General features: G+C 65.3%; 15 protein-coding genes. 7 read left to right on the top strand and 8 right to left on the bottom strand.

Annotated elements, in window-relative coordinates:
- The first annotated feature begins 29 nt into the window (after positions 1 to 29).
- Positions 30 to 485 carry a GNAT family N-acetyltransferase gene (locus tag IVA74_RS38480; RefSeq protein ID WP_247353046.1) on the top strand — a complete coding sequence of 152 codons (456 nt, stop codon included), beginning with the start codon at positions 30 to 32 and terminating at the stop codon, positions 483 to 485.
- 330 nt (positions 486 to 815) lie between these two features.
- Positions 816 to 1,757: an aldo/keto reductase gene (locus IVA74_RS38475; RefSeq protein WP_247353044.1), complete on the top strand. Its 942-nt coding sequence runs from the start codon at positions 816 to 818 to the stop codon at positions 1,755 to 1,757.
- Positions 1,758 to 1,773: 16 nt separating this feature from the next.
- Here IVA74_RS38475 and IVA74_RS38470 read toward each other — a convergent pair whose 3' ends face one another.
- The 3 genes from IVA74_RS38470 to IVA74_RS38460 all read right to left on the bottom strand — a co-directional run bounded on the left by IVA74_RS38470 (position 1,774) and on the right by IVA74_RS38460 (position 4,959).
- Positions 1,774 to 2,097, bottom strand: a complete 324-nt coding sequence (locus tag IVA74_RS38470) for an antibiotic biosynthesis monooxygenase (RefSeq protein ID WP_247353042.1) — start codon at positions 2,095 to 2,097, stop codon at positions 1,774 to 1,776.
- Between the two features lie 79 nt (positions 2,098 to 2,176).
- Positions 2,177 to 3,400, bottom strand: a complete 1,224-nt coding sequence (locus IVA74_RS38465) for a DUF1501 domain-containing protein (protein ID WP_247353040.1) — start codon at positions 3,398 to 3,400, stop codon at positions 2,177 to 2,179.
- Complete coding sequence (locus tag IVA74_RS38460) at positions 3,397 to 4,959, bottom strand: DUF1800 family protein (protein WP_247353038.1); 1,563 nt, start codon at positions 4,957 to 4,959, stop codon at positions 3,397 to 3,399. Before IVA74_RS38460 ends, IVA74_RS38465 begins: the two co-directional genes overlap by 4 nt.
- 114 nt (positions 4,960 to 5,073) lie before the next feature.
- Between IVA74_RS38460 and IVA74_RS38455 the strand changes: the two genes are divergently transcribed.
- Positions 5,074 to 5,286, top strand: a complete 213-nt coding sequence (locus IVA74_RS38455) for a cysteine-rich CWC family protein (RefSeq protein WP_247353037.1) — start codon at positions 5,074 to 5,076, stop codon at positions 5,284 to 5,286.
- Positions 5,287 to 5,301: 15 nt separating this feature from the next.
- Here IVA74_RS38455 and IVA74_RS38450 read toward each other — a convergent pair whose 3' ends face one another.
- The 3 genes from IVA74_RS38450 to IVA74_RS38440 all read right to left on the bottom strand — a co-directional run bounded on the left by IVA74_RS38450 (position 5,302) and on the right by IVA74_RS38440 (position 7,185).
- A complete protein-coding gene (locus tag IVA74_RS38450; protein WP_247353036.1) occupies positions 5,302 to 6,000 on the bottom strand; it encodes a glutathione S-transferase family protein in 699 nt (232 codons plus the stop codon).
- A 178-nt stretch (positions 6,001 to 6,178) separates the two neighbouring features.
- Entirely contained in the window at positions 6,179 to 6,409 is a 231-nt protein-coding gene (locus IVA74_RS38445; protein WP_247353035.1) for a hypothetical protein, read from the bottom strand.
- Positions 6,406 to 7,185: a sulfite exporter TauE/SafE family protein gene (locus tag IVA74_RS38440; RefSeq protein WP_247353034.1), complete on the bottom strand. Its 780-nt coding sequence runs from the start codon at positions 7,183 to 7,185 to the stop codon at positions 6,406 to 6,408. Before IVA74_RS38440 ends, IVA74_RS38445 begins: the two co-directional genes overlap by 4 nt.
- Positions 7,186 to 7,311: 126 nt before the next feature.
- Between IVA74_RS38440 and IVA74_RS38435 the strand changes: the two genes are divergently transcribed.
- The 4 genes from IVA74_RS38435 to uvrB all read left to right on the top strand — a co-directional run bounded on the left by IVA74_RS38435 (position 7,312) and on the right by uvrB (position 11,937).
- Complete coding sequence (locus IVA74_RS38435; RefSeq protein ID WP_247353092.1) at positions 7,312 to 8,229, top strand: LysR substrate-binding domain-containing protein; 918 nt, start codon at positions 7,312 to 7,314, stop codon at positions 8,227 to 8,229.
- Between the two features lie 113 nt (positions 8,230 to 8,342).
- Positions 8,343 to 8,570, top strand: coding sequence for a hypothetical protein (locus IVA74_RS38430; RefSeq protein WP_247320737.1), 228 nt, complete (start codon positions 8,343 to 8,345; stop codon positions 8,568 to 8,570).
- 57 nt (positions 8,571 to 8,627) lie between these two features.
- Entirely contained in the window at positions 8,628 to 8,855 is a 228-nt protein-coding gene (locus IVA74_RS38425; protein WP_247353033.1) for a hypothetical protein, read from the top strand.
- Between the two features lie 94 nt (positions 8,856 to 8,949).
- Positions 8,950 to 11,937 carry an excinuclease ABC subunit UvrB gene (gene uvrB, locus IVA74_RS38420; protein ID WP_247353031.1) on the top strand — a complete coding sequence of 996 codons (2,988 nt, stop codon included), beginning with the start codon at positions 8,950 to 8,952 and terminating at the stop codon, positions 11,935 to 11,937.
- A gap of 129 nt (positions 11,938 to 12,066) precedes the next feature.
- Here uvrB and IVA74_RS38415 read toward each other — a convergent pair whose 3' ends face one another.
- Positions 12,067 to 12,372: a hypothetical protein gene (locus IVA74_RS38415; protein WP_247353029.1), complete on the bottom strand. Its 306-nt coding sequence runs from the start codon at positions 12,370 to 12,372 to the stop codon at positions 12,067 to 12,069.
- Between the two features lie 7 nt (positions 12,373 to 12,379).
- Positions 12,380 to 12,766 carry a hypothetical protein gene (locus IVA74_RS38410; RefSeq protein ID WP_247353028.1) on the bottom strand — a complete coding sequence of 129 codons (387 nt, stop codon included), beginning with the start codon at positions 12,764 to 12,766 and terminating at the stop codon, positions 12,380 to 12,382.
- Positions 12,767 to 12,851: the final 85 nt, after the last annotated feature.

The raw sequence follows: 12,851 nt of genomic DNA, 5'->3' as shown, positions 1-12,851 counted from the left end.
AGGACGCTCATCGATCGCGGGAATTTCATATGTCGCTCACCATTCGCTCCGTCACGAGGCAGGATTACGAACAATGGCTGCCGTTGTGGGACGGCTACAACGCCTTCTACGGCCGCTCGGGCCCGACTGCGCTCGCCCCCGAAATCACGCGCGTGACGTGGCAGCGCTTTTTCGATGCCTATGAGCCGGTGCACGGATTGGTCGCCGAGAGCGACGGCCGCCTGCTCGGGATGACGAATTATCTCTTTCACCGCAGCACCACCGCGATCGAGCCGTCCTGCTATTTGCAGGACCTGTTCACGACTGAGGCTGCTCGCGGCAAAGGTGTCGGCTCGGCGCTGATCCACGGCGTCTACGAGCGCGCGAAACTCGCGGGAGCCCCGCGCGTCTACTGGCAGACGCACGAAACCAACGTCACGGCGCAGCGCCTGTACAATAAGGTCGCCGAGCGCTCCGGCTTCATCGTCTATCGCAAGATCTTCTGATTCTCGTGATCGCGAGCCCTGTGGATAACTTTGCCTGTCACCCGCGCGTAACATGGCGGGACTAGGTTGCACCTGCGTCTGATCAGGCCCCCCGTCACCGATCAAGCGCTCCAAGCGGTCCCCGTCAGTCGCCGCGTCTGACAGGGGCCGCATTTTTTGTCGGCAATTCCTTGTCGGCAGTTCCTTGTCGGCAGTCCCTTGTCGGCAGTCCCTTGTCGGCAGTCCCTTGTCGGCAGTCCCTTGTCGGTATGGCAGCAACGCGGCTGGCGGCTTGCTGCTGCGGCGTACGGCGGTCACAATGAGCCGCTGCTCATCTGATAGGGATCTCCCATGGAAATTCGCAATCTCGGCGCCTCCGGCCTGCGCGTGTCTGCGGTTGGGCTCGGCTGCAACAATTTCGGACAGCGCACCGACCTGGAGACCTCGCGCAAGGTGATCCATCGCGCGCTCGATCTCGGCATCACGCTGTTCGACACCGCGGACGTCTATTCGAACATGGGTGGTTCGGAAAATGTACTCGGCGCCGTGCTGGGCGATCGCCGCAAGGACATCGTGCTGGCGACGAAATATTCCAAGCCGATGGCGGAAGACGGAACCAAGCAGGGCGCCTCGCGCCGCTACATCATGGACGCCGTGGACGCGAGCCTGAAGCGGCTGAAGACCGATTACATCGATCTCTACCAGCAGCACGATTTTGACCCACTGACGCCGATCGAGGAGAGCTTGCGCGCCCTCGACGATCTCGTCCGTCAAGGCAAGGTTCGCTACATCGGCAATTCGAACTTTCCGGCCTGGCGGGTCGCTGAGGCAGAGTACGTCGCACGCGCGATGAATGTCAGCCGCTTCATCTCCTGCCAGGACGAATACTCCCTCGTCGTGCGCGACATCGAGAAGGATCTGCTGCCGGCCGCGCAGGAATACAAGCTCGGTCTGTTACCGTTCTTCCCGCTCGCAAGCGGACTCCTGACCGGCAAATACAGAAAGGGAGAGACCGCGCCTGATGACTCCCGCTTCGGCAAGGTGCCGCGGCTGCGCGACCGCTACGTCACGCCGCGCAACGAGGACATCGTCGAGAAGCTCACGGCCTTCGCGAAGGTACGGGGCCACAGCATGCTCGAGCTCGCCTTCTCCTGGCTCGCCGCACGCCCGCAAGTGTCGAGCGTGATCGCCGGCGCGACCCGCGTCGAGCAGGTCGAGGAGAACGTGAGGGCGATCGCGTGGAAGCTCGGTGCGGATGATCTTGCCGAGATCGACAAGATCACGCTGGGCTGAACTCTGCGGCGGCGTGCTACTTCGCGCCGCGTCCCACAGTCTGCATCACCTCAAAGCCTTCGAACTGGGGATGGCCGAGATACAGCGGCTTGTTGTCGCCGGCGCGCTGATGCGCGGCACGAAACGCCTCCGACTGGGTCCAGGCCTCGAACGCGGCGTGGTTGGCCCAGATCGTATGCGAGGCGTACAGGGTGTGGTCCTCGAGCTCGGGACCGCGCAGCAGATGAAACTCGACGAAGCCCGGCACCTTGTCCAGATGGGTATCGCGCGAAAGCCAGACCTGCTCGAAAGCGGTTTCGGAGCCTTTGGTGACGCGGAAGCGGTTCATGGCGATGTACATGGGTGATGGTCTCCTGATGTTCGGCTGATCATGTCGCCATTCCGGGACGCGCCGCAAGGCGCGAACCCGGAATGACAGTTTAGGCAACCAGCCCTTTCATCGGTCGTGCGCCTGCGCTGTCCGGGAACACCGTCTCGGCCAGCACGCGATCCGACAGGCCGAACTGTCCCTGCAGCACGCCCTTGATCACGGAGCGCAGATCGGTAGTGGGCTTGAGGTCGCGGCCCTCGTAAAGGTTGGCGAGCTTGAGGCCGGGCCAGTCGGAGATGACGCGGCCGCCCTTCACCGCGCCGCCGGCGAGCAGCGCGATCGTTCCCGTGCCGTGGTCGGTCCCGTCGGTGCCGTTGATGCGCGCGGTGCGGCCGAATTCGGTCGCGACCACGACGACGGTGTCGCGCCAGCGTTCGCCGAGGCCGCTTTCGAATTCGGCGAGCGCGCCGTCGAGCCCGCCGAGCAGGACCGCGAGGCGCCCCACTGGCCCGCCCTCATTGGCGTGCGTGTCCCAGCCGTCGAAGGCGAGCGCGGCAATGCGCGGACCGTCGTCGGCCGCCATCAGTTTTGCGGCGCCGCGCGCGACCTGCCGCATCTGCACGACCGCGTTGCCGGGCTTCCGCTTCATGTCGTCGCCGCTCGCAGCCTTCTCGAGTTGAAGGCCCTGCGACAAGGCCGATGCCAGCCCCGGATCGCGGTGACGGTAGAGATTGACCAGACGCATCGCGGTGTCGTCGTCGGCTTGCGGCAGCGCCACCGGGGTCCAGCCGACCGTCGGCGCATTGCCGCGCAGCACCAGCGGCGTGGTCGGGCCGACCGCAAGTCCGCTCGACACACGCTCGCCGCGCGGCAGCGCTTCCAGCGCGCGGTTGAGCCAGCCGGATTGCAGGCGCCCCGGGCCGGCGTAGCCGCTTTCGAGCACGTCCTGGCCGTCGAAATGCGAACGGTCGCGATAAGGCGTCGCCACCGCGTGGATCACCGTGGCGTGCATGTCGCGATACATCCGCGCGAACTCAGGCATCGCCGGATGCAGCGCAAAGAAAGTATCGAGCATGATCGCGGGATGCGTACCGTCAGCGGTAAGCGCGATCGATCCGTGCAGGCCGGCATAGTCGGGGTCGCCAACCGGCGCGACGGTCGAGAGACCGTCAAGCGCGCCGCGCAGGATCACCACGATCAGCCGGGGGTCGCGGCCATCGGCCGCGCGCGCGAATTTCGGCAAGTACGCCCACGCCGCGAAGGAGGCGCCGCCGAGCAGGAGGTTACGGCGCGAGGTGATGAGCCGGTTCTCGACGCAGTCGATCATCGTCATCTCCTCTGCATCTCCGGCGACATCAACAGCAGCGCCAATGCTTGCTGCCGCGACTCCGCGCGCTCGATGGTGCGCCGCGTTTCGATGGAAGCAGCATCTGCCGCCGCGAATTCCAGCAGGTCGATCGGGTCGATATTGTTGCCGAGCCGCGCACCCATTTGCGCGGCGATGTCGAGCCGAAGCTTGATGCCTTCGGGCGCAGCCCAGGTGGCGCTGGTATCGGCAAAACCATTCGGCCCAGCCGGCGACCACAGCGGCTGTCCCAGCAGATTGAGATTGTTGAGATAGCTACCGGGATCCTCCGGCACGCGCGCGAGCAACCGGCCGCTGGCGATCACGAAATCGTATGGGCTGCGCATCTTGGTCAGCGGCGCCTTCCACGCGTCGTCGGAATCGACCAACGCCGTCGACATCGCCTTGAGATCGCCGTCAGTCTTGATGAAAACATCGCGCAATCGCGCCACCAACGCAGGCGGCGGATCGTCGGCGACGAAATGGCGCACGAATTTGCTGGCGATGAAATTCGCTGTCGAGGGATGGCGCGCAATGTCGGCAAGCGCGGCCTCGCCTTGCGCAAGGCCCGTCGGCTCATAGCTCTTGCCGAGCAACATTTGCGGCCCGGGCTGGTGCGCATTGGTGTTGAACACGAACGAGCCGGGCACTCCTAACTGCCCCTGCCGGCCGGCAAAGGTCCAGCCGGTGATGATGCGCGCGAGCGAGGTGACGTCTTGCTGGGTGTAGCCGCCGCCGACGCCGAGCGTATGCAGCTCCATGATCTCGCGCGCGAGATTCTCGTTCAGCCCACGCTTGCGGTTCTGGCCCGCGCGCGAGTCCGGCCCGAGCGATTGCTGGTTGTCGAGGAAGAACAGCATCGCCGGATGCTGCTCGACGGACTTGAGCATGTCGGCGAAGCGCCCGAGCACGTTCGGCCTGATCGCCTCGCGCTCGAACGCGCCGGCCCAAATCCGCGCCAGCTCACCCTTGCTCGCGGAGATGCAGAAATGGTTGGACCAGAACACCACCAGCCGCTCGGTGAAGCCGCACTCGACCAGCGTCGCGCGCTGCAACCGCGCCAGCGCCTCGGCGCGAAAGGTCTTTTGGATGACGTTGAGCGGCTGCGGAGCGGGCTTTGCGACAGGCGGTGTCGCCGCGTTAGGCTGCATGGCGTCTGGCTTCGCCATATTGTCGGCCGGCTTGTTGTCGGTCGGCTTGGCCTTGGCCATCTGGCCGGCAATCTCGGTCGCGACTGCATTCAGCGAGAGATTGCGACGCAATCCAGGCTTCTGATCGGCCGGCGCCTCAGTCGGCGCGCCGGCTTTGGCGGCGGCCTCGCGCGCCTGCTTGACCTGGTCCTGATAGGCGAACACGGCCTGTCCGAGCTGCGGCGTGGATTGCAGCCCTGGCGCCTCCAGCAGTACGCCATTGGGGCGGCTCAGTTCCGCCTTGACGAACCCGCGCGGATCCGAGGCCGCGTTGATGAGATCGCCGGACGCGCCGCCGCGGGCGCCGAAGCCGAAACGGTTGAGCGCAACCAGGGCGGCTTGCGAATCGCGGGCCATCGATGTGTCCTTCGCGCGTTGCTAACCGCTTTCCGAGTCCGGGCGCGAGGCCTAATATACCGGAGCCGGAGATGAACCCGGCATGAAAATGACGGCCCAGCTTTTGCGCAAATCATGACAAATCCGCAAGAAATTCCAGTGCAGGAACCGCGTCGCCTCGCCTGCTCCCGCTGCGGCACCGAGTTCGGTTGCGACCTCTCCGGCACCTGCTGGTGCGCGGAGGAAACGGCGCGGTTGCCGATGCCGGTCAAGAGCGAGGATTGTCTGTGCCGGGCGTGCCTGCGCAAGGCTGCGGCGGCGCGAAGCCCGGATGGTGCGCAAGCGTAATCCGGCCTACGAAGCTTAGACTGGATGCCCCGGCGATTTCCGCGCCATGCCGTCGAATGCGTCGAGCAGCTTTTCGCGCCAGGCGTAAACCGGGTCATCCGCCTCGATCAGCTTGAACAGGCTCGTCACGCGCGCCCACTGAAAACCGCCGAACACGATGTAGTCGGCATAGTTCGGCGCGGCGCCGGCGATGAAGGGCTGCTTCTTCAGGGTCTGACGCATCACCTCGAGCGATCTGCGGAACGCGACCACGCCGGCATCGCGGCCCGACATCACCTCTTCCAGACTCTTGCCGCCGAAACGCGCCTCGCGCGACTGGCGGAAATAGGCAGCGTCGACCTCGGCCAGATTCTTCGGGATGTCGGCGACGATCAGCGGAAAGATGCCGCCGACGATGGCGATGTCGCCCCAGGCATTGAGCATGCGCGCCATGGCACGGCCGCCCTCGCCACCGAACAGCGACGGGCTATCCGGAAACTGGTCTTCGAGGTAGTTCGCGATCGCCCAGGAATCGACCACCGGCTCGTCATGATGCAGCAGCACCGGAACCTTCTCCGAGCCGTGCGGCGCAATCGCGCTCTTCTCCGTGAAGCGCCAGGGCAGCGATTCCGCCGCCAACCCCTTGTGTGCCAGCGCCATCCGCGTGCGCCAGCAGAAAGGGCTGAACGGTCGCGAGGCGTCCGCGCCGACGAGTTCGTAGAGTTTGAGTGACATGGAAAGGGCCCTTAGCTGCCAGCCCCTCATCCTGAGGAGCGCGAACGCGCGTCTCGAAGGATGAAGGCCGATCTCGGCCTCGCCCTTCGAGACGCGCGCAAGGTGCGCGCTCCTCAGGGTGAGGGTCTCCTATTCTGGATTGCTTCGCTTGCGCTCGCAATGACGGATGTGGCGAGAGCTAACGCCCGTTCGTGCGCAGCAACCTCTCGCCACCTTCCGTCACCGCGATGATCAGTCCTATTCCTGGTCGCGTTTCGCGCGCGACGTAGCCGCGGTCGGCGGCGTCTTCCCATATTGTGAGGCGCGGGCACGAGGTCTTCCAGGTCGCAATGACCTCGGCATAGGCGCGCGGCTCGCGCGCGACCCATTCGACGAAGTCCAGCACCAGCGGATCGGCGGTCTCGCTCATTGCAAACCTCCCTTGTCGAAGGCCGCCAGCACCGGCGTACGAAGCAGGAGCCAGCCGCCATAGGCGATGTAGTAGCAGGCGATGGTGGTGATCAGCTTGTACGACCAGGCCACGAATTGCTGGTCGGTCATGGCTTCGAGGAGGCGGCGTGCCAGCGTGGTGCCGAGCATCGATGCCAAGATCGCGACCCCGGCGAGCACCGGATCGAGCGTCGCGGCCTGGTCGATGACGCCACCGAAATAAATCAGCTTGGTGAAATGGCTGACGAGCTGGCACATCGCTTTGGTCGCCACTTTCTCGCGCCGGCCGAAATCGCCGCCGAGGAAGAAGGTGTCGAGCAGCGGCCCCGATACGCCGGTCATCAGCATCAAGCCCATGCAGATCGTGCCGTAGGCGGTGCCTTGCCAGAGACGGTCGGGATCCGGCTTGACGTTTGCGGGCAGCAGCCGCGCCATGAACGGGGTGGTGCCGAGCAGCAGCAGCGCGACCGGCTTGTCCGGCACATAGCGGGCGATCGACCACGCCGCGAGCGCGACAGCCGCGCCGACCATATAGTTCGCGACCGGCCGCCAGCGGATATGCGCGCGCCAGAGAAACGCGCGCCAGCCATTGGACGCCATCTGCGTGATCGCATGCAGCACCATCGCGGTGGGCAGCGGCATCAAGGCCAGCAGCACACCGATCAAGATCAACCCGCCCGCCATGCCGAACAGGCCCGACAGGAACGCGGTGCCGACCATCAGCAATCCAAGGGCAGCGATCATGATGAGCGTCACGAGAGAATCTCCTGTTGGCCATCTCCCCGCACGCGAGGAGAAGCGAAGGAGAACGTGCCCCGCTTGCCTCCGGCGCGCAAACTGAGTTATCTTGGCCTGGCATCAGCTTTCCTGAGGGTCGGTCATTTGCGGCGCTTGCTGTTTCTCAACGGCATCAAGGCATTCGAAGCCGCGGCGCGGGCCGGCAGCTTTGCCGCGGCCGGCCTCGAGCTGAGCGTATCGGCCGCCGCGGTCAGCCGCATGGTGCACATCCTGGAAGAACGGCTCGGCGTCGCGCTGTTCGAGCGCAAGGCCAACAAGCTGCTCCTCACGCAGGCAGGCCGCGCCTATCAGAGCGGGCTGACGCCGATCTTCGATGCGCTCGCAAGCCTCACCGCCCAGGTGACGGCACCCTCGAGCGTCCGCGTGCTCACCATCGGCGTCGGCCATACCTTTGCGATGCGCTGGCTGATCCCGCGCCTGTCGGAGTTTCGCAACGAAGAGCCCGACATCGAGGTGCGCTTCACCACCGGCGGCGCGTCGGTGCCGTTCGGCGAGGACTGGAGCTGCGGCATCAAGCTCGGCACCGGCGACTGGCCGGGGCTGGTGGCCGAGCCGCTGTTTGCCGGCGACCTCACGCCGGTCTGCGTGCCCCGGCTCGCTTCCAGCCTGAAGCGGCCGGCGGACCTCAAAGGCCCCAGCCTGATCCGCGTCGAGCATTCGCCCGAGGATTGGCCGATCTGGCTGAAGGCCTCAGGCCTTACAAGGATCAACGCGCGCGGTCCGGAGTTCCAGTTCTACGGCCAGGCACTCCAGGCCGCTGCCGACGGGCTCGGCATCGCCATGGGCATCCGGCCCTATATCGACGACGATCTCGCCGCCGGCCGGCTGGTCGCACCATTCGACCTCTCGGTGCCCAAGGGCATGCGCTGGTACTTGCTCTACCGCAGCTTCCAGACCGAGCAGCGCGACTTTGCCGCCTTCCGCCGCTGGATCATGCGCGCGGCGTCGGAACCTGCCGCGCGTCCCGTCCGGCGGACCGGCCGCAGCTCGGCGCGGAACTAGGCTGGCGGCCAAAAAAGCCCGCCGCTTGTGAACGGCTTCACATCCCGGAATCCGCAAACGTGGTCCCCTGACCCTTCAACAAGACGCTCAAGCGGGACATTTTGGGGACTACAATGACGACCATCTACGACGGCTTTGACATCGAATCCTTCGAAGCTGGCAAGGGGCTGTGGCACGCCCGGATCAGGCGCGCCGATTTCAGCCCGGTTGCCATCGACGGGGTGCTGTTTCCGGCCATGGAGGTCGGCTTCGCCTGGCCCGATCCCGACGCCGCGATTGCCGATGCCAAGCATCACATCGATCGCTTCCGCCGACGGGCCGACGACAGCGACGACGAATAAGCGAGCGGGACTGCAAGCGAACCCAGGAACGGCGCAGGGTAAAAGGGGGACCGGTTCATGTCAGTCATCGAATTCGAAGACACGCCGCGGCCGAGGATTTACGCCCGCAATGTGTTGTCCAGCTGCCCGGAATGCGACGGCGATCTCACGGTGCTCCGCGTGATCAGCGGCCGCGCCGGATGCGAGTATTGGACCATGCGCTGCACCGATTGCGGCGGCATCCATCTCGACATCCTCGAACCGCGCCGGGCAGCCGGGGACGAGGGGCCGGTGCCGGCGGCGTAATCTTTCCGGCCTGCTGCCAACCTGCTGTCAGCATGCTGACCCAGGACGGGCATTCGCTCTTTATTGCGAGGCGGACTCGTCCCATATTCGGTGCATGGCGAAGAAACCTGCATCCTCCGATAAATCCGGCAAATCCCCCAAGGCCAAGGCCCCCAACTCGAAGGCGCCAAATTCCAAGGCGTCACGTCCTGACGTGCAGCCGATCGGGCCGGCGCTGGCCGAGCTGCTCAATCCCGCGATCAATCGCGGCGATGCCGGGCTTGGGTCGGGTACCGGGCTCCAGCCGCCGCCGGACAATTCGCGCGACCGCCGCTCCGGCGGCGAGGCCGCCGCGCATCGGGCACGGGCGTCGACCCCGAGAGAGTTTCCGCAGGATACGGCCAGGACCAATTCCAGGCCGATGCCGCTGCGGCCCAATCCGCAGCCACCGGGGGTGCGCGACGCGGGCTTCGACGAGACACCGCAAGCCAATTACGGAACCGCGGCCACGATCCCGACGCTCGATCCGGAACTGGCCCGTCAGCTTGGTCTTCCGACTGAAGAGGACGATGCCGAAGCGCTGGCGCGTCCGCCGCGCAGCAAGATGGAGGCGCTTGGCGTCAAGGCAACGGCGGATGCGCTGGACGCGCTGATCCGCGATGGCCGGCCGGAGTTCCGCAAGGACGACGGGTCGACGCAGGTGTGGACGCCGCATCGGCCACCCCGCCCGGAAAAGTCCGAAGGCGGCGTGCGCTTCGAGCTCAAGTCCCACTACGAGCCGCGCGGCGACCAGCCGACCGCGATCGCCGAGCTGGTCGAAGGCATCCAGCGCCACGACCGCACCCAGGTGCTGCTCGGCGTCACCGGCTCGGGCAAGACCTACACCATGGCGCAGGTGATCGAGAAGACCCAACGGCCCGCCATCATCCTGGCGCCGAACAAGACGCTCGCCGCCCAGCTCTATGGCGAGTTCAAGAGCTTCTTCCCCGACAATGCGGTCGAGTATTTCGTCAGCTATTACGACTACTACCAGCCCGAGGCCTATGTGCCGCGGACCGACACCTATATCGAGAAGGATTCGTCGATCAACGAGCAGATCGACCGCATGCGCCACTCCGCGACACGCGCGCTGCTCGAACGCGACGACGTCATCATCGTTGCATCGGTGTCCTGCATCTACGGTATCGGCTCGGTCGAGACCTACACCGCGATGACGTTTGCGCTGAAGAAGGGCGAGCGCATCGACCAGCGCCAGCTCATCGCCGACCTCGTCGCCCTCCAATACAAGCGCACCCAGGCCGATTTTACCCGCGGCACCTTTCGCGTGCGCGGCGATGTCATCGACATTTTTCCGGCGCACTATGAGGACCGTGCCTGGCGCGTGAACCTGTTTGGCGACACCGTCGAGAACATCGAGGAATTCGACCCGCTCACCGGCCACAAGCAGGACGAGCTCGAATTCATCAAAATCTACGCCAATTCGCATTATGTGACGCCGCGCCCGACGCTGGTGCAGGCGATCAAGTCGATCAAATCCGAATTGAAGATGCGGCTCGACCAGCTTCATGACCAGGGCCGCCTGCTGGAAGCACAGCGGCTGGAGCAGCGCACCACCTTCGACATCGAGATGATGGAGGCCACCGGAAGCTGCGCCGGCATCGAGAACTATTCGCGCTATCTCACCGGGCGCCTGCCCGGCGAGCCGCCGCCGACGCTGTTTGAATACGTCCCCGACAACGCACTGGTGTTCGCCGACGAGAGCCACGTCACCGTGCCGCAGATCGGCGGCATGTTCCGCGGCGACTTCCGCCGCAAGGCAACGCTCGCCGAATATGGCTTCCGCCTGCCGTCGTGCATGGACAACCGCCCGCTACGCTTCGAGGAGTGGGACATGATGCGGCCGCAGACGGTCGCGGTGTCGGCGACGCCGAGCGGCTGGGAGTTGAACGAGAGCGGCGGCGTGTTCGTCGAGCAGGTGATCCGCCCGACCGGCTTGATCGATCCGCCCGTCAACATCCGCCCCGCCCGCACCCAGGTCGACGACCTCGTCGGCGAGGTCCGCGCCACCGCGCTGGCCGGCTATCGCTCGCTGGTCACGGTTCTCACAAAACGCATGGCGGAGGATCTCACCGAATATCTGCACGAGCAGGGCATTCGCGTGCGCTACATGCACTCGGACATCGACACCATCGAACGCATCGAGATCATCAGGGATCTCCGTCTCGGCGCGTTCGACGCGCTGGTCGGCATCAACCTGCTCCGCGAAGGCCTCGACATTCCCGAATGCGCGCTGGTCGCGATTTTGGATGCCGACAAGGAAGGCTTTTTGCGCAGCGAAACGTCGCTGGTTCAAACCATCGGCCGCGCCGCGCGCAACGTCGACGGAAAGGTGATCCTCTACGCCGACCAGATGACGGGGTCGATGGAACGCGCGATCGCGGAAACCAACCGGCGCCGCGAAAAACAGGTCGAGTACAACACCGCCCACGGCATCACGCCGGAGAGCGTGAAGAAGTCGATCGGCGACATCATGAACAGCGTCTACGAGCGCGATCATGTGCTGGTCGAGGTCGGGGGTCACGACATGACCGACGACATCATCTCGATCGGCCACAATTTCGAAGCCGTGCTCGGCGATTTGGAAACACGGATGCGCGAGGCCGCCGCCGATCTGAACTTCGAGGAAGCCGCGCGCCTCCGCGACGAAGTCAAGCGCCTGCGCGCCACCGAGCTCGCGGTGGTCGACGACCCCACCGTCAAGCAGCGCACCGTGCAGGGCAAGGCCGGCGCCTATGCGGGCACGAAGAAATACGGCGACGCCGCCAATTTGCCGGTCAGCGCCATGAAGAAAAAGACCGTGAGCTCCGCGCTGAAGGCAAGCGGCGGCAGCGGCTCGAAAGTGCACAAGCCGCATCTCGACGAGATGCACGGCCCGGAGTCCCTGCCCTATCGCGCGGACCGCGCGCCGCCGTCAAAGCCGTTCGGCGGCGAGAGCCGCATCATCCAGCCGACGGACTCAAAGCAGTCGGGGCCGGAGTTCGGGCCATCGCCGCGATCGAGCGGAGGGGCGCCGGGGCATAGAGGTGGGTGGAAGAAGAGGTAGGGAGCGTAGAGCCGCCGGCACCGCACGTGATTATAGATTCCAGGCTCGCCGGCGCCCTAGAATGAGGACAACGCCCCCTCACCCCGCGATCGTCGCCAGCAGCGACAGCAGCAGCACTGACGCCATGAGTTACAGCGACGTCGCACGCCAGCGGGCGATTTTTTCGGAGAATGACAGACTGGCGTCGAAGAACTGCGCTTCATAGCCGTTCTTGAAGTGCCTCGGGAATACCGAGCCGACCGAGACGGCGAAGATGCTGTAGAAGACCGACGCCAACGCAATGGTGAGCACGGGGCTGCTGCCGCGGTAGTCTCCTAGCAGCTTCACCATCAGTGAAGCGGCGGCGAAGATCGGGAAGCCCTGTAGGATTGTGGTGAGCGCAAAGCCTTCGAGCCAGTTGAGCGAGCCGGATTTCGACGCGGTGATGAAGGGCATGATGCGATCACCCCACGCTCGCCGTCACCACCGCCATCACCGACAGCAGCAGCACGATGGTCACGAGCTGGAGCGAGGCGACCGGCTGGGTGCGCCACGCGGTGATCTTGTCGGCGAGCGACAGATGGGCCTCGAAGAACTTTGGCTCGTAGACGGTCTTGAACAAGGCCGGGAAGCTCGGCCCCAGGGTCACCGCAAGCAGTGCATGGGCGAGCGAGGCGATGGCGACGAAGATGGCGACGCCGGGATCGCCGACGAGGTCGTGGTTGCCGACCAGCTTGAGCAGGAAGGCGGCGGCGGCGAAGGTCGGGAAGCTCTGCAGCGTCGCGGTCAGCGCGAGGCCTTCGAGCGCGTTGTGCAGGCTGGACTTTCTGACGGTGGCGAGGGCCGCCATGGCACGTCTCCCTGATGACATGGGAACGACGTTAGCTGCGCTGTCCGAGGCGTGATGTGAGACGGGTCACGCGGGTTCGGCGGGC

The organism is Bradyrhizobium sp. 132 (assembly GCF_023074185.1).
In the GTDB taxonomy this organism is placed as follows: domain Bacteria; phylum Pseudomonadota; class Alphaproteobacteria; order Rhizobiales; family Xanthobacteraceae; genus Bradyrhizobium.
This window is presented reverse-complemented; position numbering and strand designations above follow the sequence as displayed.